General features: G+C 69.1%; 25 protein-coding genes. 8 read left to right on the top strand and 17 right to left on the bottom strand.

Features of this window, described 5'->3' with window-relative positions; translation table 11 throughout:
• Positions 1 to 125 precede the first annotated feature (125 nt).
• A complete protein-coding gene (locus LDL21_RS14370; protein WP_225280471.1) occupies positions 126 to 821 on the top strand; it encodes a maleylpyruvate isomerase family mycothiol-dependent enzyme in 696 nt (231 codons plus the stop codon).
• 56 nt (positions 822 to 877) lie between these two features.
• The gene (locus LDL21_RS14365; RefSeq protein WP_225280470.1) at positions 878 to 2368 is read left to right on the top strand and encodes a carboxylesterase/lipase family protein; all 1491 of its coding nucleotides are present in this window, start codon (positions 878 to 880) and stop codon (positions 2366 to 2368) included.
• 88 nt (positions 2369 to 2456) lie between these two features.
• On the opposite strand, the gene pspM is transcribed toward LDL21_RS14365, so the two are convergent.
• The 5 genes from pspM to pgsA form a co-directional block, all read right to left on the bottom strand.
• Positions 2457 to 3323 (bottom strand): phage shock envelope stress response protein PspM, encoded by an 867-nt coding sequence (gene pspM / locus LDL21_RS14360; RefSeq protein WP_225280469.1) that lies wholly within the window; start codon positions 3321 to 3323, stop codon positions 2457 to 2459.
• Between the two features lie 137 nt (positions 3324 to 3460).
• Entirely contained in the window at positions 3461 to 4282 is an 822-nt protein-coding gene (locus tag LDL21_RS14355) for a PspA/IM30 family protein (RefSeq protein WP_225280468.1), read from the bottom strand.
• A gap of 183 nt (positions 4283 to 4465) precedes the next feature.
• Positions 4466 to 4891: a helix-turn-helix domain-containing protein gene (locus LDL21_RS14350; protein ID WP_067492978.1), complete on the bottom strand. Its 426-nt coding sequence runs from the start codon at positions 4889 to 4891 to the stop codon at positions 4466 to 4468.
• Between the two features lie 92 nt (positions 4892 to 4983).
• A complete protein-coding gene (locus LDL21_RS14345; protein ID WP_225280467.1) occupies positions 4984 to 5493 on the bottom strand; it encodes a CinA family protein in 510 nt (169 codons plus the stop codon).
• Positions 5490 to 6128, bottom strand: a complete 639-nt coding sequence (pgsA, locus tag LDL21_RS14340) for a CDP-diacylglycerol--glycerol-3-phosphate 3-phosphatidyltransferase (protein ID WP_181696932.1) — start codon at positions 6126 to 6128, stop codon at positions 5490 to 5492. Before pgsA ends, LDL21_RS14345 begins: the two co-directional genes overlap by 4 nt.
• 257 nt (positions 6129 to 6385) lie before the next feature.
• On the opposite strand from pgsA, the gene LDL21_RS14335 reads away from it, so the two are divergent.
• Complete coding sequence (locus LDL21_RS14335) at positions 6386 to 6952, top strand: amino-acid N-acetyltransferase (RefSeq protein ID WP_225280466.1); 567 nt, start codon at positions 6386 to 6388, stop codon at positions 6950 to 6952.
• A 27-nt stretch (positions 6953 to 6979) separates the two neighbouring features.
• Positions 6980 to 7264: a YciI family protein gene (locus tag LDL21_RS14330; RefSeq protein ID WP_181696931.1), complete on the top strand. Its 285-nt coding sequence runs from the start codon at positions 6980 to 6982 to the stop codon at positions 7262 to 7264.
• A gap of 54 nt (positions 7265 to 7318) precedes the next feature.
• Here the strand turns inward: LDL21_RS14330 and LDL21_RS14325 are convergent, their stop codons facing one another.
• A complete protein-coding gene (locus LDL21_RS14325; RefSeq protein ID WP_225280465.1) occupies positions 7319 to 8296 on the bottom strand; it encodes a TerC family protein in 978 nt (325 codons plus the stop codon).
• A 415-nt stretch (positions 8297 to 8711) separates the two neighbouring features.
• Positions 8712 to 11249, bottom strand: coding sequence for a DNA translocase FtsK (locus LDL21_RS14320; protein WP_225280464.1), 2538 nt, complete (start codon positions 11247 to 11249; stop codon positions 8712 to 8714).
• A 293-nt stretch (positions 11250 to 11542) separates the two neighbouring features.
• Here LDL21_RS14320 and LDL21_RS14315 point away from each other — a divergent pair, with 293 nt between their 5' ends.
• Complete coding sequence (locus tag LDL21_RS14315; protein WP_225280807.1) at positions 11543 to 11926, top strand: DUF4189 domain-containing protein; 384 nt, start codon at positions 11543 to 11545, stop codon at positions 11924 to 11926.
• Between the two features lie 34 nt (positions 11927 to 11960).
• Positions 11961 to 12509 carry a WKL family lipoprotein gene (locus tag LDL21_RS14310; RefSeq protein WP_067636350.1) on the top strand — a complete coding sequence of 183 codons (549 nt, stop codon included), beginning with the start codon at positions 11961 to 11963 and terminating at the stop codon, positions 12507 to 12509.
• Positions 12510 to 12566: 57 nt separating this feature from the next.
• On the opposite strand, the gene LDL21_RS14305 is transcribed toward LDL21_RS14310, so the two are convergent.
• Positions 12567 to 14642, bottom strand: a complete 2076-nt coding sequence (locus LDL21_RS14305) for a ribonuclease J (protein ID WP_225280463.1) — start codon at positions 14640 to 14642, stop codon at positions 12567 to 12569.
• The gene (dapA, locus tag LDL21_RS14300; RefSeq protein ID WP_067492706.1) at positions 14639 to 15547 is read right to left on the bottom strand and encodes a 4-hydroxy-tetrahydrodipicolinate synthase; all 909 of its coding nucleotides are present in this window, start codon (positions 15545 to 15547) and stop codon (positions 14639 to 14641) included. Before dapA ends, LDL21_RS14305 begins: the two co-directional genes overlap by 4 nt.
• 114 nt (positions 15548 to 15661) lie before the next feature.
• Here dapA and LDL21_RS14295 point away from each other — a divergent pair, with 114 nt between their 5' ends.
• Positions 15662 to 16099 (top strand): hypothetical protein, encoded by a 438-nt coding sequence (locus tag LDL21_RS14295; RefSeq protein WP_067492704.1) that lies wholly within the window; start codon positions 15662 to 15664, stop codon positions 16097 to 16099.
• An 11-nt stretch (positions 16100 to 16110) separates the two neighbouring features.
• Here LDL21_RS14295 and LDL21_RS14290 read toward each other — a convergent pair whose 3' ends face one another.
• The 8 genes from LDL21_RS14290 to LDL21_RS14255 all read right to left on the bottom strand — a co-directional run bounded on the left by LDL21_RS14290 (position 16111) and on the right by LDL21_RS14255 (position 23232).
• Complete coding sequence (locus tag LDL21_RS14290) at positions 16111 to 17310, bottom strand: winged helix-turn-helix domain-containing protein (RefSeq protein WP_225280462.1); 1200 nt, start codon at positions 17308 to 17310, stop codon at positions 16111 to 16113.
• A gap of 36 nt (positions 17311 to 17346) precedes the next feature.
• Positions 17347 to 18372, bottom strand: coding sequence for a DUF8320 family protein (locus LDL21_RS14285; protein WP_181696926.1), 1026 nt, complete (start codon positions 18370 to 18372; stop codon positions 17347 to 17349).
• On the bottom strand, positions 18365 to 19579 hold the full coding sequence (locus LDL21_RS14280) for a sensor histidine kinase (protein ID WP_181696925.1): 1215 nt from the start codon (positions 19577 to 19579) through the stop codon (positions 18365 to 18367). Before LDL21_RS14280 ends, LDL21_RS14285 begins: the two co-directional genes overlap by 8 nt.
• A complete protein-coding gene (locus LDL21_RS14275; protein WP_067492691.1) occupies positions 19576 to 20268 on the bottom strand; it encodes a response regulator transcription factor in 693 nt (230 codons plus the stop codon). Before LDL21_RS14275 ends, LDL21_RS14280 begins: the two co-directional genes overlap by 4 nt.
• A gap of 87 nt (positions 20269 to 20355) precedes the next feature.
• The gene (locus LDL21_RS14270) at positions 20356 to 20808 is read right to left on the bottom strand and encodes a flavodoxin family protein (RefSeq protein ID WP_225280461.1); all 453 of its coding nucleotides are present in this window, start codon (positions 20806 to 20808) and stop codon (positions 20356 to 20358) included.
• Positions 20809 to 20811: 3 nt separating this feature from the next.
• Positions 20812 to 21312 carry a hypothetical protein gene (locus tag LDL21_RS14265; RefSeq protein ID WP_225280460.1) on the bottom strand — a complete coding sequence of 167 codons (501 nt, stop codon included), beginning with the start codon at positions 21310 to 21312 and terminating at the stop codon, positions 20812 to 20814.
• Positions 21309 to 22055, bottom strand: coding sequence for a 4-hydroxy-tetrahydrodipicolinate reductase (dapB, locus tag LDL21_RS14260; protein ID WP_181696923.1), 747 nt, complete (start codon positions 22053 to 22055; stop codon positions 21309 to 21311). Before dapB ends, LDL21_RS14265 begins: the two co-directional genes overlap by 4 nt.
• A gap of 70 nt (positions 22056 to 22125) precedes the next feature.
• Positions 22126 to 23232 carry a zinc-binding dehydrogenase gene (locus LDL21_RS14255; protein ID WP_225280459.1) on the bottom strand — a complete coding sequence of 369 codons (1107 nt, stop codon included), beginning with the start codon at positions 23230 to 23232 and terminating at the stop codon, positions 22126 to 22128.
• 135 nt (positions 23233 to 23367) lie between these two features.
• On the opposite strand from LDL21_RS14255, the gene LDL21_RS14250 reads away from it, so the two are divergent.
• The gene (locus LDL21_RS14250) at positions 23368 to 23763 is read left to right on the top strand and encodes a VOC family protein (protein WP_067492972.1); all 396 of its coding nucleotides are present in this window, start codon (positions 23368 to 23370) and stop codon (positions 23761 to 23763) included.
• Positions 23764 to 23766 lie beyond the last annotated feature (3 nt).

Here is a 23766-nt window from a genome sequence, read left to right as displayed (position 1 = left end):
CAGCCGCGATCGACACCTTCGATGCTGCCACCGCCGGGGGCGTAAATCACCAGGTCAGCGCGGATATCCGGGTAGAGATCAGGGTTCACCCCGAGACTCGCGCCATCGCCATCTACCGTAAATCCATGAACTACCTGGCTCTGCTGCGTACCGAACTCACCACGTTCGGCGAGCTGATCACCGACGACGTCGATCTCAGTGCACCCGTTACGACCTGCGGCGACTGGACCTTCTACGATCTGGTCGATCACATGGGTCGGGGTAATCAGTGGGTGGTCACCGCCGTCACCGAGCTTCGTGGCGACGACGACGGCCGGCCGGCGCCGAAAAATCCTGCGGCCCTGCGCAAGTGGTACGACGAGTCCGCCGACGCCCTCGCCGCGACTCTGTCGGCCGATCCCGAACAGGAAGCGTGGACCTTCACCAGTGCCATGCCTCGCACGGTCGGCTTCTGGCGCCGTCGCCGCGCCCACGAGACGCTGATGCACCGGTGGGACGGTCAGCACGCGCTCGGGAAGGCCGAGCCGTTCGAGCGGGCGATCGCCGAGGACGGCATCGATGAGGTCTTCGAGCTGTTCGCACCCCGGATGGTCCACCGCGGCCTGGCCACCGAACCGGATGTGGCGCTGCGCATTCGTACCACCGACACCGATCGCTTCTGGACCTACGGTCCGGGCGAACCGGTCGCCGAGCTGGCGGGTACGGCGTCGGATCTGCTGCTCGCGCTGTGGGCTCGCATTTCGCCCGACGACCAGGGTCTGCGCTGGGACGGCGACCGTGCCGCCGGGCTGCGCGTCCTCGCCGGGCCCTTGGTTCCATAAGCGCCCCGCCGAACCGGACAAGCGTCCATAATCGGGTTCGACTGCGAGGAGGACCGATGGAACCGATCGTCACGATTACCGGCGGCGCGATCCGGGGCACGACCGAAGGCGGCGTCACCCGGTTCCTCGGTGTGCCGTACGCGGCGGCGCCGGTGGGGCCGCGACGGTTCCGGTTGCCCGAACCGGTGGAGCGCTGGGAGGGGGTGCGCGAGGCGGCGAGTATGGGCCCGACGTGCGCGCAGTCGCCGTATCCCGCGCCGATCCACGCCCTGATCGGCAGCGACGGCATCCCTGGCGACGACTACCTCAACCTCAATGTCTGGACACCCGATATGGGCGGTGCGGGCCTGCCGGTGCTGGTGTGGATTCATGGCGGCGCGTTCGTGCGCGGGTCCAACGCCCGCCGGATCTACGACGGCACCGCGTTCGCGCGCGACGGAGTGGTCATGGTGTCGATCAACTACCGCCTGGGGATCTCCGGATTCGCGGAGCTCGACGGCGCGCCGTCGAATCGTGGCCTGCACGACCAGCTCTGCGCGCTGCGCTGGGTGCGGGACAACATCGCCGCCTTCGGTGGCGACCCGGACAATGTGACGATCTTCGGGGAGTCCGCGGGCGGTATGAGTGTGGCCGCGCTGATGGCGGCGCCGCAGTCGGCGGGACTGTTCCGCCGGGCGATCGTGCAGAGCGGCAACGGATCCGTCGCCGCCGAAGCCGACGACGCGCGCCTGGTTTCGGCCGCGCTGGCCGGACACCTCGGAATCACACCCACCGCGGCGGATTTCGGTGCACTCGGTCCGGCCGACTTGTGCTCGGCGCAGAACGCCGTCGCGCTCGCGCTGATGACCGACCCCGACCCCCAACGGTGGGGCACCTCGGTGGTCGAGCGCGGCCTGGGCATCATGAGCCTGTTCCCGGTGGTCGACGGGGATGTCGTCGAGGGCACCCCCACCGAGGTACTCGCGGCCAACCCGCAGCGCCGGGTTCCGCTCGTCGCGGGCACCACCGCCGACGAATTCCGCTTCTTCACGGTGCCCACCGGGATCACCGCGGGCGTCGATGCCGACAGCTTGCCGTTCGTGCTGGCCCGCTACGGCATCGATCCGTCGGTGGCACACACCTATTCGCGGCAACGCCCCGATGCCGCACCGGCCGAGATCTTCAACGCGATCCTCACCGACTGGTGTTTCCGCGCGGGCACCATGGACCTCGCCGAAACCAATGCCGCCACCGCGGCGACCTACGTCTACGAGTTCGCTTGGCCCACAGCACTGCCCGGCCTCGGCGCCTGCCATGTGCTGGAAGTCCCGTTCGTCTTCGACGCCGTGGACAACGCCCACACCCTCACCGGGCCGACCCCGCCGCAGCCGCTGGCCGACGAAATCCACGCAGCCTGGGTCTCTTTCGCCACACATGGCAGCACGGGCTGGTCGGCGTTCACTCCGGCAGAGAAGAACGTCCGCATCTTCGACCACCCCGCGTCGTCCACGGTCGACAATCCGCGCGCCGAGGAGCTAGCCGCCCTCCGTCAGGCGATTCGCTCCTGAGAACCGGACTGCTCGGCAGGTCTGTCGAGTCGGGCCGCCCGACCCGGGATACCCGCTGCGCGAGTATGGGATCCGTACGGGCGAGATTTCAGCGGGGAAGATCGGGCGACGACAAGCCGGGTCCGTCGGCCATCTCGGTGAGGGCCTGCGCCCAGCCGTCGAGGCGGTCGGCGGCTTCGCGCAGGTCGGCGACGATGCCGTTGAACTGGTAGGCGACGACGGTGTCCTCCGGGACGGCCAGGATGCGGGCGGCCGCCGCGACGAGCTGTTCGTATTCCACGACGCCGGTTTCCAGGCGCGCGAGCACGGCGGTGACCGTGGTCTTCAACGCCGACACCGTCTCCGGGTTCGCCCGACCCACTGTGTCGGCGGCCTGTTCCATGGCGACCACGTCGGCGGCCAGCGCGTGCAGGGCCGCGGCGCCGGAGTTCGCCGTAGCGAGCAGATCGCGCAACTCGTCCTCGGGGAGGCGCCTGGTGCGCGCGATCTGGGAACCGAGTCCGTGCAGCGCGCGTTCGGCGCGGATCAGCCGCTGGATCGGCGACCGGGCCGCCGACCGCAGTCCCGGTGATTTGCGTGGCACGAAGGTCGCCTGCGGCAACGGCTGACTGCGGGTGCGCAGATACCGCCGCGCATTCACCGCGGCGCCGGTCACGAAAGCCACTGCCCCACCACCGATGACGACCACCGCCCACGCCGGCGCCGACACCACGGCCAACCCCACCGCGCCGACCGTCGTGATCCCCGAAGCCGTACCCAGCTGGAAACTGCGCCTGCGCATCCGGCGGCGACGCCGCAACTCACGCTCGCGGGGGTCGGCCCAGCGCCGCACCGCGACGAGCGCCTGCTCGCCCACTCCGCGCAGTGTCGCCGGAACCCCGCCGTTCATCGTCGACTGCACAACCGCCATCGGATCGGCGACCTCGATCCGGTCGCGCCGCGTTCTGCCGCTCATCGTGATCCTTCCACCTACCCAGAGTGCCACGCGGGTACGACAACCTCACCCTGAACAGGGCCGGGCCGCCGGTCGGCGTTCGACGCCCGCGACGGGCGCGAGTATCGAGCGTCGGCCGACGGCCCGAGGTGGCGTGACTACTGCTGAGCCGCCTGGCCACCCTTGTTGATCTGCGGCGCCGCGGGCTGCTGCGTGGCCGGGTCGATGGCCGCGTTGTTCCCGGTGGGCAGGGCATCGCCGCGCATGGAGGCACGGATCTGCTCGAGCTTGCTGTGCCCGGCCATCTGGATGCTGGCCTGCTGCACCTCCATCATCCGGCCCTGCACCGAGTTCTGGGCCAGCTCAGCCGAACCGAGGGCGTTGGCGTAGCGGCGTTCGATCTTGTCGCGCACGGCGTCGAGGCTGGGGGTGGAACCGGGCGCGGACAGGGTGGAGTCCATCTGCTGCAGCGAGGCCGAGACCTGCTCCTGCATCTTGGCCTGCTCGAGCTGGCTGAGCAGCTTGGTGCGTTCGGCGACCTTCTGCTGCAGCATCATCGCGTTCTGCTCGACCGCCTTCTTGGCCTGTGCGGCGGCCTGCAGGGACTGGTCGTGCAGCACCTTGAGGTCTTCCACCGACTGCTCGGCGGTGACCAGCTGGGCGGCGAACGCCTCGGCGGCGTTGGTGTACTGGATCGCCTTCTCGGTGTCGCCCGCGGCCTGCGCCTGATCGGCCAGGGTGACGGCCTGGCGGGCATTGGCGTTGAGCTTTTCGACCTCGTCGAGCTGGCGGTTCAGCTTCATCTCCAGCTGACGCTGGTTGCCGATCACCGACGCCGCCTGCTGCGACAGCGCCTGATGCTGACGCTGCGCCTCCTCGATCGCCTGCTGGATCTGGACCTTCGGATCCGCATGCTCTTCGATCTTGGAGTCGAAAAGGGCCATCATGTACTTCCAGGCCTTCACGAACGGATTAGCCATCGATTGATCCCGCCTCCATCTGTGCGTCGCTCGTGCGACTGGTGGTGCGCGACCGTCACGCACCAGATATGTGCTTATCCTTCACCATGCGGCACCCGGACCGATATGACCGGCCCACTCGACGCCTGATGAGAATCTATCCGCTCTCACCAGTAGTGCGCAGCGTCACGCGGGTTCGCCGCGTCACATCCCTTTCACCAATACCAGCATCTCGGCCCGCGGGGCCGGGATGACGATGCGGGTGTCCTCGGCGATCCCGATGCGCGCGTCCACGTCGGCCTGCGCGCTCGCGGTGGCCGACGGCTCGGCGGGCACCGGTTCGGCGACGGGTTCGGCCACGGGCTCGGTGAGCGCGGGTTCGCGGGGCGCGGAGCCGTCGGCTCCGGCCATGATGGTGCTCACGTCCCACAGCACCCGCGACAACGGCACGTCGAGTGCCTCGCAGATGGCGGCGAGCAGTTCACTGGAGGCTTCTTTGCGGCCGCGCTCCACTTCCGACAGATAGCCGAGGCTCACGCGCGCCGAGGTCGACACCTCGCGCAGCGTCCGATGCTGGGCCAGACGCGCACGCCGCAGACTGTCCCCGATTGCCTCCCGCAGCAGCGTCATCTCGTTCTCCTCCACCTCGGGTCACCGCCTCGGGCGGTGCTCACCTCTTTCTGGCACAACGTCGAGCAGCGGCCGAGGGTTCCCGGACGCGGCTAGTCCGTCGTCACATCGCCGTACCCACCGACACAGCGCAATAACTCCCCGATCGCGTTGTGCACCGCACCGATCCTGATGTTCCACCGGTCACCGTGCAGTTTCAACCGGCTCACCGCGCTGTGATCGGGTCCGGCTACTCCGAGGTATACCGTGCCGACCGGATGCCCGTCCTGGGAATCGGGTCCAGCGACCCCGGTGAGGCCGATCCCCCAGTCCGCCGCGCAGCGTTCGCGCGCGCCCACGGCGAGCTGTTCGGCGGTGGACGCCGCGACCGCGCCCTCGACGCGCAGCACCTCTTCGTCCACCCCCGCCAGCCGGTGCTTGAGGTCGGTGGCGTAGACGACGAGCCCGCCGCGCAGCACCGCACTGGCGCCGGGCACCCCGGCGATCGTCGCGGCGAGCAGCCCCGCGGTGAGCGATTCGGCGGTGGCGACGGTCTGGCCCGCGGCCGTGAGTGCCGCGACCAGCTCGGCGACCGGCGCACCGGCGATCAGGGGGTCGTTCACCCGCGCGACTCGTTGCGCGCGCGACCACCCGCCACCCATACCCGCACGGCCTGGCCGACGTAGTCGAGGCCGGTGATCACGGTGAGCGCCACGGCCAGGTACATCAGCACCATGCCCGCGGTGGCGAACGCACCGGACAGTGGCAGCACCAGCAGGGCGATGGCCACCGATTGCACGAGTGTCTTGAGTTTGCCGCCGCGCCCGGCCGGGATCACTCCGCGGCGCACCACGACCAGCCGCAGCAGGGTGATGCCGAGTTCGCGGCCGCAGATGACCAGGGTGATCCACCAGGGCAGATCACCGAGGATCGAGAGCCCGATCAGGGCCGCGCCGATCAGCGCCTTGTCGGCGATGGGGTCGGCGAGCTTGCCGAAATCGGTGACGAGACCGTATTTGCGGGCGAGTTGCCCGTCGAACCGGTCGGTGATGGCGGCGAGTCCGAAGACGGCCGCCGCGATCACGCGCCAGCGGGTGTCGTGCCCGCCGTCGGCGAACAGCGCGAGCACGAACAGCGGCACCAGGACGATGCGCGCCACCGTCAGCACGTTCGCGATATTGACCACCGGGACCTGATGTTCGGACATCCCCGGTAGCCGCCCCGTCTCGCGTTCGATCTCCTCGGGTCGCACGCTCATGCTGCGTCTTCTCGGCATGGTCGGGCGCCCTCCGTGGTCACGCACGCTTCCGCCGCCAGGCGCTGACCTCTCATGCCCCCGCCCTCTCGGCACTCACCGGCACTGCGCCGAATATCGGGTGTGTCGCGCGATGTTTGCTCACGCGTGCAGTGCCGTATTCCCCGGTCGCCGGGCCCGGCGCGATGCGATGAGCGGAACGACAGGATGTGCGGCACATGTTCAGACTATCGGTAACCGGGCCGACTACTGTGCACCCCATGACTTCACGGGGACCAGCAGGTGGTCCGACCAGCGACGCGCACCCGTCCGCGCCTACCGTGGCGCCAGTTCGAGACGTCACCGTGCGACGAGCGCGAACCTCGGATGTCCCCGAGATCAAACGTCTGGTCGACGAGTACGCCGGCCGGATCCTGCTGGAGAAGAACCTGGTCACCCTGTACGAGTCGGTGCAGGAATTCTGGGTTGCCGAGGTCGAGGGCCGGGTCGTGGGATGCGGCGCGCTGCACGTGTTGTGGGCCGATCTGGGTGAGGTGCGCACAGTCGCGGTCGATCCGGTGGTCAAGGGGTGCGGGGTGGGCGGCGCGGTGGTGCGTCAGCTGGTCGAGGTGGCACGGGAGCTGCAGTTGCAGCGGGTGTTCGTGCTCACCTTCGAGGTCGACTTCTTCGGCAGGCACGGTTTCGTGGAGATCGACGGCACGCCGGTGACCGCCGAGGTGTACGCGGAGATGTGCCGTTCCTACGACACCGGTGTCGCCGAGTTCCTCGACCTGAGTTTCGTGAAGCCGAACACCCTCGGCAACACCCGCATGCTGCTCACCCTGTAGATACCCACCGCGAGAAAGTTGATCGACGTGCCGATCTTCGCCGTCCACTACACCTACACCGAGGCCACCGCGGCCGAGCGGACAACCAACCGGCCGGAGCACCGGGGCTGGCTGAATGCCCTGGTCGACGCGGGCACCGTGCTCACCAGCGGCCCGTACCCGGACGGTTCGGGCGCCCTGCTGCTGTTCCGGGCCGAGGACAAGTCCTCGCTCGAGCAACTGCTCACCGAGGACCCGTTCGCGAAACTCGGCCTGATCGAGGACGTGCGCGTGGTCGAGTGGCTGCCCGTGATGGGCGCCTTCTCCGAATAGCCCGCACACGCGAACAGCCCGGAACCCCACGGGTTCCGGGCTGTTCCGCGTCGGTCAAACAGACGTGCGGCGGGTCTTCAGCAGGCTCGCCACCGTCGCGATCACGAGAATTCCGAGGATCACGCTCAGCGACACCGGCGTGGAGATCTCCGGCACGCTCACGTGCTCGCCGCCGTTGATGAAGCTCAGAGTGTTCTCGTGCAGCGCGTGCAGCACCAGCTTCACACCGATGAACGCCAGGATGGCGGCCAGACCGTAGGACAGGTACACCAGCCGGTCCAGCAGCCCACCGATGAGGAAGTACAGCTGACGCAGACCCATCAGGGCGAAAGCGTTGGCGGTGAACACCAGGTACGGCTGCTCGGTGAGACCGTAGATGGCCGGAATCGAGTCGAGGGCGAAGAGCAGGTCGGCGAAACCGATGGCCAGCAGCGCCATCAGCAGCGGGGTGACCACTCGTTTGCCGTCGATCTTGGTGATCAGTTTGTCGCCGTCGTACTGGTCGGTGGTCGGCAGCACCCGCTTGGCCAGCGCGACGATGCGGCTGTCGCGCTGCTCCTCGTGCTCGGCCTCGTGCCCGCTCTCGCGCAGCAGCTTGATCGCGGTGTAGATCAGGAACGCGCCGAACAGGTAGAACACCCAGCTGAACGCGCTGATCGCGGCCGCGCCGACGGCGATGAACACACCGCGCATCGCCAGGGCGAGCACGATGCCGATGAGCAGCACCTTCTGCTGGTACATCCGCGGCACCGCGAAGGTGGTCATGATGATGAGGAAGATGAACAGGTTGTCCACCGAGAGCGCCTTCTCGGTGACGAAACCGGCGTAGTACTCCCCGGCGAAGGTGCCGCCCCATTTCCAGGCGACGTACCCGCCGAACAGCAGAGCGAGGCCGATGTAGACGGCCGACCAGATGCCCGATTCCTTGAAGGTCGGTTCGTGCGGCGTGCGCACGTGAGCGAAGAAGTCGAAGACGAACAGTCCGAGGATCACCAAGCCGGTGATCACCCATTCGAGCGTGGTCACATCCATGAAGTGGTCCGATCGATGAGGTTCATGCCGTCCATCATGTCCAATATGTCCGTTTCAGCCAACTTTGCGGAGCGATTGCCCGCCATGATTCCACACACAGCCGCGCCAACCCGTCCACGCCGGTAGCCGAGCCGAAAACCCGTTTCGCCTCGTCACGGCCGCTGCTACCGTCGACACATCGACCACCCACCGGCACCGCGAGAGGAGTCAGCCGTGACCGCCGAGTACAACCATTTCGCCGCGATGTCACGGCTGCCCGAGGACGCCGCGCTCCCCCAGCGCGTGTCGCGCGCGGGCATCGGCAACTGACCCGAGCCCGCCTCCGGCCGCTCCCCGCGATCGGCACTCCGCGCCCCGGTCCCTCCTCGTTCGTCGCCGCTCGCTGACGGCACGGTCAGAGCAAACCAGCAGTGCGCTATTCGCCGTCCCCGGAATCCGCCGGATCGCCGCCACGGATCGACCACAGCAGACCATCGAGTTCGTCGGGCTTCACCAGCACGTCGCGTGCCTTGGAGCCCTCGCTCGGGCCGACGACACCTCGGGTCTCCATGAGGTCCATCAGCCGGCCCGCCTTGGCGAAACCGACACGCAGTTTGCGCTGCAGCATGGAGGTGGAGCCGAACTGTGAGGTGACCACCAGTTCCACCGCCTGCAGCAACACGTCCATGTCGTCACCGATATCGGGGTCGACGTCCTTGGTCTCGCCCGCCTTGGCGGCGGTGACGCCCTCCTGGTACTCCGGTTCGGCCTGGGTCTTGCTGTACTCGACGACCGCCTGGATCTCCTCGTCGGAGATGAAGGCACCCTGCAGACGCGTCGGCTTACCCGCGCCCATCGGCAGGAACAGGCCGTCACCCATGCCGATCAGCTTCTCCGCGCCCGGCTGATCGAGGATGACCCGCGAGTCGGTGAGCGAGGACGTCGCGAACGCCAGCCGCGAGGGCACGTTGGTCTTGATCAGACCGGTCACCACATCGACCGAGGGCCGCTGAGTGGCCAGCACCAGGTGGATGCCCGCCGCACGCGCCTTCTGGGTGATCCGCACGATCGCGTCCTCGACGTCACGCGGGGCCGTCATCATCAGGTCGGCGAGCTCGTCGACGATGGCGAGGATGTACGGGTAGGGCCGGTAGACCCGCTCGCTGCCGAGCGGAGCGGTGATCTTGCCCGAGCGCACGTTCTTGTTGAAGTCGTCGATGTGGCGGACCTTGTTGGCCTGCATGTCCTGGTAGCGCTGTTCCATCTCCTCCACCAGCCAGGCCAGCGCGGCGGCGGCCTTCTTGGGCTGGGTGATGATGGGCGTGATCAGGTGCGGAATGCCCTCGTAGGGCGTGAGTTCCACCATCTTCGGGTCGATCAGGATCATCCTGACCTCTTCGGGGGTGGCCCGGTGCAGCAACGAGATCAGCATCGAGTTGACGAAGCTGGACTTACCGGAACCGGTGGAACCCGCCACCAGCAGGTGCGGCATCTTGGCCAGATTCGCCGACACGAACTCACCCTCGATGTTCTTGCCGAGGCCGATCACCAGCGGATGGTGGTCGTTGCGGGTGTGCGGCGATTTGAGCACGTCGGCCAGGCGGACCAGTTCGCGGTCGGCATTGGGTACCTCGATACCCACCGCCGACTTGCCCGGAATGGGTGCGAGCAGGCGCACGTTCTCCGTCGCCACGGCGTAGGCGAGGTTGCGGGCCAGGGCGGTGATCTTCTCGACCTTCACGCCGGGGCCGAGCTCCACCTCGTACCGGGTGACGGTCGGCCCGCGCACGAATCCGGTGACCGCGGCGTCGATCTTGAACTGCACCAGGACCTCGGTGATCGCCTCGATCATCGATTCGTTGGCGGCCGAACGCTTCTTGGGCGGGTCGCCGTCGAGCAGCAGGCTCAGCGGCGGCAGCGAGTAGTCGCCGTCGACCACACGATCGGTGACGAACTCCGGTTCCGGCGGTGGCGGTGGTGTCTGGTCGACGGGTGCGGGAGCCGGACGCTTGCGGGCCCGTTTCGGCGCGGGAGCGGGCGGCTCCTCGACGATAGGTTTGGCATCGCGCAGCGGCGGCTCGCCCAGCGACTCGGTCACCGCGTCGGAACCGGCGAAATCGTCGGCCGCCGACGCTGCGCCGCGCCGGGACCGGTTGCGGTGCACCGGGAAACCGTCGGCGTCGTAGTTGGCCGGGTCGTAAGGGTCGCTGTCGTCGGCGTATTCGCCGAGGCCGAAGTATTCGCGCAACCGCGACGGCACCTCACGCACCGTGGTCCCCGTGAGCAACAGCACACCGAACACCATGGCCAGCAACAGAATCGGCATCGCCAGCCACGGGGTGAGCCCCTGGCCGAGCGGGCCGCCGATGGCGTAGCCGAGCGCGCCCGCGGCGCGCGAACGTCCGTGCGCGTCGGTGGGTGACCCGGCCGCCAGGTGCCAGATGCCGAGCGCGGGCAGGATCACCAGCAGACCGCCGAGGACCAGCCGTGGCCGGATCTCCGGATGCGGTTCGGTGCGCATCAGCACCACCGCGATCGCCACGAACAGCAGCGGCGCCACCGCGGCCGCCGACCCGGCGATCGCGCGCACGACGTCCTCGAGGAAACGCCCCACCGGGCCACCGGCCGACAACCACACCGCGGCGGCGATGATCACGCTCAACGCGATGAGCGCCAAGCCGATCCCGTCGCGACGATGCCCGTGCTCGAGTTCGCCGGCGCGGCTCAGCGTGCGGGTGGTGGCGCCGAGGCCGCGCGCGAGCATCGTCCAGCCGCTGGTGATGCCCCGGCCGATGACGGCCAGCGGTGCGGTGTTCGAGGCGCGTTTGACGGGTCTGCGGGCGGGGGTGGTTCGCCCACGCGCGGCCGACGACGCTCGCGGTGTCGTCGAACGAGACCGCGCCGACGGCGTCTGCCCCCTGCTCGATCCCGCCCGCGCACGAGAGGTCGTGGTGCTGCGGGACTTACCTGCCATGACGATCAGGCTAGCCGCTCGCACACCATCGAGACCATCCGCAACACTGGTCCCACGGGTGATGTGACCGCCGATACGCGCCGGACCCGCAGGTCGCGGGCCCGCCGGTCAACGCGCGGAAATACCGGATCGAGGGCGTTTCGCGGCCCGTCGCTTACCGAATCCTTGCCGATTTCCAGTATTTCGGCCGATCTGGGCTGCCAGCGGTGGCGCGGGCAGCACACCGCTCGGTACTTTGACTGCGCTCCATCGGGTCGTCGACCCATGCGTATGAAGGGGAACAAGTGAAGAGAATGCTCACCAGCGCGGCCGTGCTGGGTGCCACCGTCGCGACCATGTTCGCGGGGCACATCGCACCGGCGCAGGCGCAGTCGGGCTACTACGGCGCCATCGCGGCGTCGGTCAATTCGGGGGTGTACGGGTACGCGACCGATTACGGCAGCTACGCCGATGCCGAGGCGGGCGCCATGTCGGCCTGCCGGCGCGGCGGTGGCGGCGGCGGTTGCGACGTGAAGGTCTCCTATCGCAACGGGTGCGGAGCCATCGCGATCTCGCGTGGCTGGTGGAGCTACGGCTCGGCCTCGACCATCGGTGGCGCCAAACGCGAAGCGCTGAACCGCAATCCGGGCAATGCCTCGATCAAGCACTGGAACTGCACCAGCGGTTACCAGCTCTAGCCCGACCGTTTCGACCACCATCATGGGAGTTGTAGTGAACAACCGACCGATCAAGACCGCCGCCGTCCTCGTCGCGCTCGTCGCGTCGCTGGGCCTGAGCGCGTGCGGTTCTTCGGACACCGAGTCGAGCAGCGCGGGCGCCACCACCACCGCGGCCGCCTTCGAGTCCGGTACGGCCAAGCAGGACAAGGAAGAAGGCGGCGACGTCGCCGAGACCACCCCGCCGAACCTGCCCAAGCCGACCGTCGAGGAACTCAACGCGCGGCTCACCAAGGCGATGAGCGGCCAGCTCACCGCCGACGAGAAGAAGACCTACATCGAGGACGCCGACCAGGACCCGATGCTGGTCGACAAGTTCGTCGACGCCGCCAAGAAGAACAATGTGAAGGTCTCCATCACCAACGTGGGTGAGCCCGCCGACGGCAAGCTCAAAGCCGACGCCGATGTCACCATCGACGGCCAGCCCGTGCAGGACGCCTTCATCGACTTCGTCGCCGAGGACGAGTCGTGGAAGGTGTCGCACACCTTCGCCTGCAACATCGTGAAGTCGGCCAAGCTCGACTCCGCGGCCTGCCAGGCCTGAGAAACGACGAAAACCGCCGGGCGACAACGTCACCCGGCGGTTTTCGTATTTCGAGGGTCAGACGCCGATGACCGTCGGCACGATCATCGGGCGGCGCCGGTAGGTGTCGGCGACCCATCGGCCGACCACCCGGCGCACGCCCTGGGCGATGCGGTGGGTATCGGTGATGCCCTCGCCCGCCAGACGAAGCAGCTCCGCCTCGACCAGTTCGTTCGCGCCGTCGAGCGCGGTGGGGTCGTCGGAGAAACCACGCCCGTTGATCTCGGGGGTGCTCACCGTTTTGCCGGTGGTGGCGTCGATGACGATGGCGATCGAGATGAAGCCACCCTCACCGAGCACCAGGCGGTCCGACAGCGTCGACTCGCCGACGTCACCCACGGAGAGCCCGTCGACGTAGACGTGCCCGACGGGGACCCGGCCGACGATGGAGGCGATGCCGTCGACCAGGTCGACCACGACGCCGTCCTCGGCGAGCACGACCCGCTCCTCCGGCACACCGGTCGCCACCGCGAGCGCGGCATTGGCGCGCAGGTGGCGCCATTCGCCGTGCACCGGCATGGCGTTGGTCGGGCGCACCGCGTTGTACAGGTACAGCAGCTCACCGGCCGAGGCATGCCCGGAGACGTGCACCTTGGCGCTCTGCTGGGTGATGACGGTGGCGCCGAGCCGGGCCAGGCCGTTGACCACGGCGAACACCGAGTTCTCGTTGCCGGGGATCAGCGAGGACGCCAGCACGATCAGGTCGTCGGCGCGGATGTTGATCTGGCGGTGGTCGCCGCGGGCCATCCGGGCCAGCGCCGAGAGCGGTTCGCCCTGGGAACCGGTCGAGATCAGCACCAGGCGGTTGCCGGGCAGGTTCGCGGCCTGATCCATCTCGACCACGACATTGTCGGGCACCGACAGGTAGCCCAGGTCCTGGGCGATCTGCATGTTGCGCACCATCGAGCGGCCGACGAAACACACCTTGCGGTTGTGCTTCTGGGCCACGTCGACCACCTGCTGGATGCGGTGCACGTGGCTGGCGAACGACGCGACGATCACCCGGTTACGGGCCTTGCCGATCACATTGTCGAGCACCCCGCCGATCTCGCGTTCGGGAGTGACGAAGCCGGGGACCTCGGCGTTGGTCGAGTCGACCAGGAACAGGTCGACGCCCTCGTCGCCCAGTCGGGAGAACCCGGCCAGGTCGGTGAGGCGGCCGTCCAGGGGCAGCTGGTCGAGCTTGATGTCGCCGGTGTGCAGCACCACGCCCGCCGGGGTGCGGATGGCCACGGCCAGCGCGTCGGGGATGGAGTGGTTGACCGCGAAGTACTCGAGCTCGAACGGCCCGTGCACGGTGGTCTCACCCTCGGCGACCTCGCGCAGCCGCGGCTGCAGCCGGTGCTCACGGGCCTTGGCCGCCACCAGGGCGAGGGTGAACTTGGCGCCGATCACCGGGATGTCGGGGCGCATGCGCAGCAGGAACGGCACCGCGCCGATATGGTCCTCGTGACCGTGCGTGAGCACGATCGCCTCGATGTCGTCCATCCGGTCCTCGATGGGCCGGAAATCGGGCAGGATCAGGTCGACGCCCGGCTGCTGGTCCTCGGGGAACAGCACACCGCAGTCGACGATCAGCAGCTTGCCGTTGTATTCGAAAACGGTCATGTTGCGGCCGATTTCGCCGATGCCGCCGAGGGCGAACACGCGCAGCCCGTTCTTGGGCAGCTTGGGCGGAAGACCCAGCTTGTCCTGAGCGGCCTTCTCGCGCGGCTCGGCCTGCGCGTCACCGCGGCCGCGACCACCCTGGCGACCCCGGCCGCCGCCGCCACCGCGACGGTTCGGCTGCTGGGTAGCGGCCTGCTCGGCGGGCTTGGCCTTGGCGCGACGCGAGGTCGTCTTCTTCGCCGGGGCGCGATCCTGCGCGATCTCGAGCGCCTCGGGTACCGACTCGGCCTCGGCCGTCAGTTCCGCCTCGGCGGCGATCTCGGCGACCGGTTCGGCCGCGGCGGGTGCTGCCACGGGCTGTTCGGCCACAGGCGGCACAGCGACCGGCTCGGCCGCCTGTGCGATCTCGGCCGGGGTAGGTTCCGGCGCGCCCGCGGGACGCGACGCGGCCCGGCGACGGGGCTTGCGACCAGTGGGTTCGGTCATGCGGTCACCCCCGCGGCTTGCAGATCCAGCGCCAGCTCGTCGAGCTGAGCCGGCGTCGGCATCAGCTGGGGCAACCGTGGTTCACCCACGTCGATCCCGAGCAATTGAAGTCCTCCCTTACACATCGCCACACCTCCCAGGCGGGTCATGGCCGCGTACAGCGGCAGCAGTGTCGCGTTGAGCTCCCTGGCCCGAGCCACCTCACCGGCCGTATAGGCCTGGTGGATCTCGCGCAGGCGTTCGGGCACCAGATGCCCGATCACACTGATGAATCCGACAGCACCCACCGAGAGCCAGGGCAGATTGAGCCCGTCGTCACCGGAGTAGAACGCCAGTCCGGTGCTCGAGATGAGATCGGCACCGGAGACGAGGTCGCCCTTGGCGTCCTTCACGGCGACGATGTTCGGATGCTCGGACAGATATCGGATCGTGTCGATGGCGATCGGCACCACCGACCGCGGTGGAATGTCGTAGAGCGTCACCGGCAGCGACGTGGCGTCGGCGACCGCGGTGAAGTGTGCGATCAGCCCCTCCTGCGTCGGCCGGGAGTAGTAGGGGGTCACCACGAGCAGACCGTGCGCGCCCGCGTTCTCGGCGGCGCGCGAGAGCTCGATGGAGTGCGCGGTGTCGTAGGTTCCGGCACCGGCCATGATGGTGGCGCGGTCGCCGACGGCATCGACGACGGCGCGCAGCAGATCGACCTTCTCCGACTCGGTGGTGGTCGGCGACTCGCCGGTGGTGCCCGAGACGACGAGCAGATCGACGCCGCGATCGACCAGGCGAGCGGCCAGCGCCACCCCGGCGTCCACGTCGAGCTTGCCCGCAGCGCTGAAGGGGGTCACCATCGCGACACCTACCGTGCCGGATGCGTGCAGCTCCGTGGGCGTCGATTCACCGTTCGTCATGGTCAGAAAGGCTACCCGGTCGGCTCGAGCGCCTCGACACCCTAGCGGCCGAAGTCGCGGCCGGTAGGGGTCGCCTTCCTTGCGTGATGTCATGAGTGACGTCATGCTGATGTCATGGATCTGAACGCTCACACCGCGCGGCTGCGCGAGGAACTGCTCGCCGCCGCGGCTCTCGGCGACGAGAAAACGCAGGCCACCGCCGCCGCACTGGCCGCAGCGGTGGAGAGCTCGCACCGGCTGGTGCTGCTGTCGGCACTGTCGGAACTGGCCGCCGAGATCAGTACCGAGCTCGGTGACCGCACCGTGCACGTGCGTCTCGACGGCACCGACGTCGTGGCCGACGTGCGCAAGAACACGTCCGGCGACGATGCCGAACCCCCGACCTTCGAGGAGATGACCGGCGACATCAGCCGCGTCACCCTGCGGCTGGTCGAACAGCTCAAGTCCCGCGCCGAGGAAGCCGCCCAGCAGAACGGGCAGTCACTGAACTCGTGGCTCTCGGGCGCGGTCACCGGCGCCTTGCGCGATCAGATGCGCGGGCAGAAATGGTGACGCGCACCCGGTCATAACAGCGGGGCCAGGTCGCCGCGCTCGCCGATCACCACCTCGTCGAGTTCGAGCCAGTCCGCCATCTCGCGTAGCGCGCCGCGCAGCGCGTGGGCGGTCTCGGCGGTGGCGTGGCCGGGTTCGGCGAACGCGGCGGGGGCGAGCAGCCGTCCGGTCGCGCGTTCGGCGCGCAGGTCGACCCGGCCGACGAGCTTGCCGTCGAGCAGGAACGGGAAGACGTAATACCCGTGCACCCGTTGGGGTTCGGGTGTGTAGATCTCGATGCGGTAGTGGAAGTCGAACACGCGCTGTGTGCGGGGCCGGAAGAAGATGAGCGGGTCGAACGGGCACAGCAGGGCCGCACCCGTGATCCGGCGCGGGATACTCGCCTCCGGGTGCAGGTAGGCCGGTGCGTCCCAGCCGTCGACATCGACCGGGACGAGTTCGCCCGCGTCGACGAGTTCGGCGATGGCAGGCGCGCTCTGGCGGCGGTGCAGCCGGTAGTAGTCGCGCAGGTCGGGTTCGGTGGCGATACCGAGCGCCCGGCTCGCGCGGCGCACCAGTTCCCGCACCGCGTCGGCTTCGGCGATCGCACGTTCACGGATGTCGGCGGGGACGACGCGCTCGGTGAGGTCGTAGTGGCGGGTGAAGCCGACCCGGCGCGCGGTGGACAACTCGCCCGCGGCGAACAACTGCTCGCAGATCAGTTTGGTGTCGCTGAGATTCCACCAGGTGCCCTTGGGGCGCGGCTTGTCGAGTTCGAGATGCCGTTCGATCTCGCGGGCGCTGGCCGCACCGACCTCGGTGACCACGTCGAGGATGTCCTTGCCGAGCGTCGGGTTGCGTTCGGCCGCCTTGCGCATGCCCGCCCACCGGCCGTGTTCGTATTCGGCCATGCGCCACCGCATCAGCGGCCAGTCGGCGACCGGGATGAGTGCGGCCTCGTGTGCCCAGTACTCGACGAGTCCGCGCCTGGCGCGTGGGCTGTCGCTCCAGGCGGCGCCGTCGAGCAGGGTGCGGTCGTAGGGGCCGATGCGGCTGAACACCGGCGCGTAGTGGGCGCGTACCACGGCCGAGACCGAATCCAGTTGCAGCAGGCGGGTTCTGGCCACCACATCGAGAATCGCCCGCCGTTTGGGGTTGGCCGGGCGGCGTTTGCCGAAACCCTGGGCGGCCAGCGCGATCCGCCGGGCCGCCGCCGCATTCATCCGCTGCATGCCACCACCCTGGCACAGGGGTACGACAGATTCGGGTCAGGTGGAAACCCGCACGTCACCGGCGGTATCGATCTCGGTGCGGCGGTCGCCGTCGGGTCCGGTGGCCAGCACCGTCGCCACCCAGCGTCTGCCGATGGGCAGCACCCGCACGGTGACGGTGCCCGCCCGGGCCGCGTCGAGTGCTTCGACGGCGGCCTCGATCACGTTGCGCCGCACCCATTCCGGGACACCACGGAAACCGCCGTCGTCGAGCAGTGTCACCTCCACACCGCGCGCCCGCGCGCCCCGGGCGGCGGTGCTCAGGCGTTCGGTGACCAGTTCGGGGGCGCGTAATCCGTCACGCAGTTCGGCTTCGAGCAGCCTGCACTGTTCGCGTTCGTCGTCGGTGAGTTCGCGTCCCTCGGCGATGCGGGTCAGGATCGGGCCCGCCACCTGGTCGAGCCGGACCAGCTGACGGTCCCGCTCGGCCGTCGCCGCGTGCAGGGCCGCCTCGGTGGCGGCGCGCAGGTTCGCCTGCGATCCCAGCTCGCGCAGCGAGCGCTGGGTGGGCCGCACGATGGCCATGAACACCGTCACCGCGCCGACGGTCGCGATCGGGGTCAGCGCGCGCACCACGGTTTCCGCGTGCCACTCGGTGAACACCCCGAGCGTCATGAGCACCGACGCGGCCGCCGCCACGCCGAGCCAGGCCGCACCGACCCGCCCGCGCAGGACGAGCATGGCCAGCAGATACGAAGTGGGATAGGCCGTCCACAACTGGTTGGAGAAACCCGAGGGGTTCTGCACCCACGGCACGGTCAGCGCCATCGCCATCGGTCCGGCGGCCGCGACGAACACCGTCGGCGGCCAGGGCAGCGGATCCATCGGGAACACCAGCACCACCAGCGCGGCCGCCGCCATCAGCAGCAGTGCGGCCGTGGCGGGCAGTGGTGGGGCGATGCCGAAGTTCACCCGCAGGTGCATCACGATGGTCGCTTCGAAGATGACGACGAACAGCCAGGCGGTTCCGTCGCTGAGGCCGAACAGGTCGCGCATCCCGAACGGCAGGTCGCGCTCAGCCATCGCTGGCCCACACCAGGGTGACCACGGTGCCCGCGCCGGGCGAGGACTCGACGAACGCCGCGCCGCCCGCGAGGGTGCGCATGCGGCCGAGGATGCTGCCGGTGATGCCCATCCGGTCGGCCGGGACGCGGGCCGGGTCGAAGCCGACGCCGTCGTCGGTGAGCACCACCCGGATGCCGCCGGTCGCGATGGTCACCGACAAGCCACGCCGAACGGTGCGACCGGTTGCGCCCGCATGGCGCAAGCTGTTGCGCACCGCCTCCATGAGTGCCGCGCCGAGCACCCGCGCCGATTCCACCGGCAGCCGCAGGTCGGCACCGCGTGAGGAAACCTGAACGGGCAGCTCGGGGTCCACTTCACGCACCGCGTCGCGCAGGAACTCGACCGTGGCGGCGGCGTCGAAGTGGTCGATCTCGGGGGCGTTGCGTGACTGTTCGAGCTGTTCGAGGGTACGTGCGGCCTGGCGGCGCAGCACCGGGGTCGACCCGGCACTGCGTGAGGCCTCGAGCAGGGTCGACAGCACCGCGTCGTGGATGAGTGCGGCGAAGCGGGCGCCTTCGCGTTCGCGGGCGGTGGTCGCCGCGACCGTCGCGGCGCGTACCCGCTGCCGGATGGCCTCCCGGTCGACTCGTTCGGCGGCGGCCCGCGCGTACACCACGCACCACAGGAACAGCGCGGCCACACCGAGCGCCCGGGTGATGTCACCGACCAGCGTCCACATCGAACTACCAGGGATCACCAGCACATTCGATATCGCGGCCACCGTCGCCAGCAGCGCGACGAAGACCGCAGCCACCCGCCGTGGCCATGCCAGACCGGCCGCCAGCGCACCGACAGCCAGTCCCCGGTACGGCCAGGAGGCGAACGAGCCGATGTAGGTCACCGAGTACAGCAGCGGTGTCACCGCCGCCGCGGCGAGATAGACCACCGCGGCGGCGCCGGCCGCACGCCGGATCGCGCGCACCGGGCCGCGCGCCGACACGATCGCCAGTACCGCGAACAGCACATAGGCCGACACGAGGTGGATCTCGGGCCAGCGCGCGAGGTAGACCGGTTGCACCAGCACCGCGGGCAATTCGAGCATCATCACGATCAGCGCACCGATCCCGATGACCACTCCGAGCCTGCGCAGGATCTGATCGGTCGCCGCGTGCGACAGGTCGATCTCGGCGACGGGTGCGGGCGCGGCGGCGACCGCGGTGCTCACGTGCGCTGCTGCCTCTCCGGCACGGGCAGCCACCCGTCCTCGACGGCCCGTTTGTACAGGTCGGTCTTGGTGGGCGCGGGCCTGCCCGCGTCGGCGTATTTCTGCCGGATGCGGCCGAGGTAGTCGTTGACAGTCTGTTCCGACAGCCCCGTGAGGCGGGCCACGCGCGAGGCCTTCTCGCCCGAGGCGTAGAGCATGAGCACTTCCTCCTGGCGTGGGCTCAGACCCACGTCGGACAGCTGCGGGTCGCCGTCGATGGCGGCGGCCCAGTCGGTGGTGACCACCTGTTCGCCGGAGGCCGCGCGGCGGACGGCATCGACCACGGTGGCCGCGCCCTCGGATTTGCGCAGCACGCCGAGCACGCCGGCCTTGGCGGCCGAGCGGACGAGGAAGGCGTTGTCGGCGCCGGTGAACACCAGCACCTCGATGCCGCGCTCGCGCAGCGCGGTGACGTTGTCCTCGGGGCTCGACCCGTCGGGCAGGCGCAGGTCGAGCACCACCAGATCCAGGTCGTCGGCGTCGGCGAGCAAGCCCGCGACGGTCTCGGCGGTGGCGACCAGTTCCAGGTCGGGTTCGGGGCCGAGCATGGCGGCCAACCCGATCGCCACCGATTCGTGGTCCTCGACCAACCCGATCCGTCGCACCGTCTGCACCTCGGTCACCGACCACTCCCCATCTCGAACACCCATCCGCGGCCAGCCCGCAACACGTCGGAGTCGAGTTCTACCGTATCGGCAGCCGCGATGTCAGCCACCAGAATTCGGGGCGATGCGCATTTACCCCATCAGACCTGCGGCGATGGTGGCACCGAGCTCCCAGCAGCGTTCCAGTTCGGCCTTGCCGGGAGGCCCCGACACCACCACCGGCGCGGCCGCGCGCGTCCACCCGAGCCCGGTGGTGATCCGCTCGACGCTCGTCTCGGCGCCCTCGGTGCCCTCGTTGCCGTGCAGGTACAGCCCGTAGGGACGACCACGGGTGGAGTCCAGGCACGGGTAGTAGATGGTGTCGAAGGCGTGCTTGAGGGCGCCGCTCATGTAGCCGAGGTTGGCCGGGGTGCCGAGCAGGTAGCCGTCGGCCTCCAGCACGTCCACGGCGGTGACGGCCAGCGCCGCTCGGCGCACCACTTCGACGCCCTCGATCTCCGGGTCGGTGGCACCGGCCAGGACCGCTTCGAACATCGCCTGGGTGTGCGGCGAGGGGGTGTGGTGGACGATGAGCAACCGGGCCATGAGCTACTTTCCGTCGCGTTCCAGTTTCTCGAGGGCCACCGCGCGGCGCATGGTCTCGCGGGCGCGGGTGCGGTCACCGGCGTAGTCGTAAGCGCGGGCCAGCCGGTAGGAGCTGCGCCAGTTGTCCGGGTCGGCTTCCCATTCGGCCTTGATCTCGGCGAACAGGGCGTCGGCCGCGTCGCGTTCGATGCGGCCGGACGGGCGGCGCGGCAGCTGCGAGGTGTCGACCTCGCGGCCCTCGTCGTGGACGCGCCGGGCCAGGCGCTGATGATCGAGGGCGGCCTGCAAGGTGGTCCACACGATCCACACGCCGACGATCGGCAGCAAGAGCATGCCGATGCCGATGGCGATGCCCGCCGGCTTGCCGTCGGCGATGTAGGCGATGGCAAGGCCACCGAGGCGGATGAAGTAGAACACCAGCGCCAGCACCAGGAAGGCAACGAGCGCAACGGTTTTCACTACCTGACGGTTCGGCTCGGCCTGGGTCACCGGATCGGCGCTCACAAGTCGAGGAACGGGTCGAGCCCGACGGTCAGGCCCGGCCGTCCGGCGATCTCACGAACCCCGAGCAGCACGCCGGGGGCGAACGAGCTGCGGTCGATGGAGTCGTGGCGGATGGTCAGCGTCTCGCCCTGGGTCCCGAAGAGCACCTCCTGGTGGGCGACGAGCCCGGCCAGGCGCACCGAGTGCACGCGCACCCCGTCGACGTCGGCGCCGCGCGCACCCTCGAGTTCGGCGGTCGTCGCGTCGGGACTGCGCCCGACCCCCGCCTCGTCGCGGGCGGCGGCGATGAGCGCGGCGGTGCGGTAGGCGGTGCCCGAGGGCGCGTCGGCCTTGTTCGGGTGGTGCAGTTCGATGACCTCGACCGACTCGAAGAACCGCGCCGCCTGCTCGGCGAACCGCATCGACAGCACCGCGCCGATCGCGAAGTTCGGCGCGATCAGCACCCCGACCTCGGGACGCTGCGCCAACCACCCGCGCACCTCGGTGAGCCGTGCCTCGTCGAAACCGGTGGTGCCGACCACGGCGTGGATGCCGTTCTCGATCAGGAACTTCAGGTTGCCCATCACCACGTCGGGGTGGGTGAAGTCGACGACGACCTGGGTGCCGGTCTCGGTGAACGCCTCCAGCGCGTCGTCCTTGTCGACCTGGGCCACCAGCTCCAGATCGGCCGCCGCCTCCGCCGCCGCGCAGATGGCCTGCCCGACCTTGCCGCGTGCTCCGAGCACTCCGACCCGAATGGTCACCGCATCTCCTCGTCATCGTTTCCGCTTGTCCGCAAGCCTATCGAGCAGGCACCGGCCGGGGACGCCGAGGTCAGCCGAAAACGATCACCTGCCGCAGCGCGGCGCCCGCGGCGAGTTCGTCCATGGCCTCGTTCACCGCGTCGAGTCCGATGCGCGCCGACACGAGTCGTTCCAGCGGCAGTTTCCCGGCGCGCCACATCCGCACGTATTCGGGGATGTCGCGGGCGGGCACGGCCGAGCCGAGATAGCTGCCGATGATGGTTCGGCCCTGGGCTACGAGTGTGAGCGGGGAGATCGTGGCGGTGGCCTCGGGTGCGGGCAGGCCGACCGTCACGGTGACACCACCGGGAGCCGTTGCGGCGACGGCGGTTTCGAACGCACGGACATTACCCGCGGCCTCGATCACCACGTCGGCGTTCACCGCTCGCTCGGCGATCTCGGCGGGGGTGAAGGCGGCGGTGGCCCCGAATTCCCGTGCCAGCGCCAGCTTGTCGGGCACGGTGTCGACGGCGATCACCTCACCGAGCCCGAGCGACACCGCCACCAGCACGGCCGCCATCCCGACGCCGCCGAGACCGACCACCATGATCCGGTCTCCCGCACCGGGTTTCGCGGCGTTGAGCAGCGCGCCACCGCCGGTGAGTACCGCGCAGCCCAGGACTGCGGCGACCTCCGGTGGTACGTCGTCGTCGACCGGGACCACCGACCGCCGATCCACCACGGCGTGCGTGGCGAAACCGGAAATCCCCAGGTGATGGTGCACATCCTCGCCGTCGCGACGCAGCCGCCGCCCACCGCCGAGCAGCTCGCCCGCGTTGTTGGCGACACTGCCGGGCCCGCAGGGTGTGCGGCCGTTGCTGGCACAGCCCGCGCAGTCGCCGCAGCGCGGCAGGAACGTCATCACCACGCGCTGCCCGACCGGCACATCGTCGACACCGGCGCCGATCGCTTCGACGATGCCCGCCGCCTCGTGACCGAGCAGCATCGGCACCGGGCGCACCCGGTTGCCGTCGACCACCGACAGGTCCGAATGGCACAACCCGGCCGCCTCGATCCGCACCAGCAACTCGCCGTCACCCGGCTCGGCCAGCTCCAGTTCGCACACGGTGATCGGCCGCGACTGCGCGAACGGTGCCGGATCGGCGACGCGTTCGAGAACGGCTCCACGAATCCTCATGGCGCGAACCTACCGCGCGATCGGCATTGCCGGGCCCGGGATTCGGCGCTAATCTCGTTTCCGGTGACGGTGCTCCTGTCGGCCGCCTTGTACCGAGCCCAGGGTCGGCGCCGTCACGAACCAAGGAGAAATCCCCTGTCAGTACAGTTCAATCACACCATTGTCGGATGTCGGGACAATAGGGAAACCGCCGAATTCTGGGCGGACATCCTCGGGTTGGACATAGGAAAAGAGTGGGGTCCGTTCATTCCCATCCCGCTCGACAACGGCGTCACGTTCGATTTCGCGAAGGTGCCGCCGTTCGTTTCCGAGATCCAGCCGCAGCACTACGCGTTCCTGGTCTCCGAAGCCGAGTTCGACGCGGCCTACGCCAAGATCCAGCGCTACAAGCTGGACCATTGGGCCGATCCGCAGCAGCACGGCGTCAACGAGATCAATCACAACGACGGGGGCCGAGGCGTGTACTTCCTCGACCCCAACGGCCATTTCCTGGAACTGATCACCGTGCCCTACGGCGGTTGGCCCACATAATTG

The sequence above is a fragment of the Nocardia rosealba genome (assembly GCF_020216065.1).
In the GTDB taxonomy this organism is placed as follows: Bacteria; Actinomycetota; Actinomycetes; order Mycobacteriales; family Mycobacteriaceae; genus Nocardia; species Nocardia rosealba.
The sequence above is the reverse complement of the archived record's forward strand: the minus strand, read 5'-3'. Positions and strand labels throughout refer to the sequence as shown.